Raw genomic sequence first — 1,194 nt, 5'->3', positions numbered from 1 at the left:
CGATGTCGCTGGAGTATCGCTACTATATCAGCTCAAAATCACTGACTGCCGATGAAGCAAGCCGTGCTATCCGCCAATGCGAGCGGATAGCACGGCTTGCTTCATCGGCAGTCAGTGATTTTGAGCTGATATAGTAGCGATACTCCAGCGACATCGGACGCCCTTTTTCAACACGCAAAGACTCAACCATGACAAGGCTTTGTAGTGATGGCCAACGAGTAAAGTCGCCGGATAAGCATTCTTTATCAATTACATAGCACTGGCGCGACTCAGTACGACCGTGGCCATATTCAAACACAACATCGTCATTGAAGGTTCGGCGCTGCTCACTGAATGCCGCGGTGATCGCGTTCGCTAACTTGCCTTGATTTTGTTTCACCGCTAATAAGTAATCACCACCCTGCTCAAGAATCGTCTTGGCAATCGTCGTTTGGCAGGCCATGGCATCGATGGTGACTAGCGCACCACGTAAGTCGAGCAGACGGATTAACTCGGGAATAGCACTGATTTCATTGCTTTTTTCGTCTGTTTTGAGCTGACCGAGCACCAGATGATTTTCACTGGCATACGCACTAACCATGTGGATCGTACTGCTTCTATCTTCACGGTTGTAAGAGCCCTTTAGGGTTTTGCCGTCGATCGCGACCACCTGGCCATCCGTCATTTGATGGACGGCTTTCATCCAATCGATAAAGCAAGCTTGAAAGGCGCTCGGTTCAATCGTGGAGATGGCACGTGCGATAGTATCGTCGGCAGGAATACCGTCTTTAAACATGCCGTTSTGCTTAAACCAATCATGGTGGCCTAGGATGTATTCCCGAATATCGTACCATCCTTTGGAACCCGCAATAACAGCGCACAATGAAGCAAAGAGCAGGTCAAAAAGTGGGTAGGTTATCTTGGCACTCTGGCGGTTATCATCAACGGCACTGAAGTAGTCTTTAAATGTATCGATATCCACGGTATCTATCCCGAACTATTTTAGAATCGGCCTATATGATCACAGCCAGAGGTGATCGTCAAACCGATCCTTTTTTGGTCAAAAAACGTTCGCGATCTCGCCCTGGGTGGAAGGTGAGGTAGATGAGTGGATGGGGGATGTACTTAAGGTTCGTGATTTAAATAGTTTAAGTTCACGATGCGGGGGTAAATATCTGAGTATTTTTACTAGGCCGTGTAACAATTGCTTACATG

At 47.6% G+C, this 1,194-nt stretch carries 1 pseudogene; it reads right to left on the bottom strand.

What is annotated here, in order from left to right:
* Positions 1-67: 67 nt before the first annotated feature.
* Positions 68-961, bottom strand: a pseudogene (locus tag BZG83_RS16450) (ISAs1 family transposase); the annotation flags it as partial.
* Between the last annotated feature and the right edge of the window lie 233 nt (positions 962-1,194).

The sequence above is a fragment of the Salinivibrio sp. PR919 genome (assembly GCF_001995355.1).
Classification (GTDB): domain Bacteria; phylum Pseudomonadota; class Gammaproteobacteria; order Enterobacterales; family Vibrionaceae; genus Salinivibrio; species Salinivibrio proteolyticus.
Note: the sequence above shows the minus strand (reverse complement) of the source record. Positions and strands in the feature narration are given on the sequence as shown.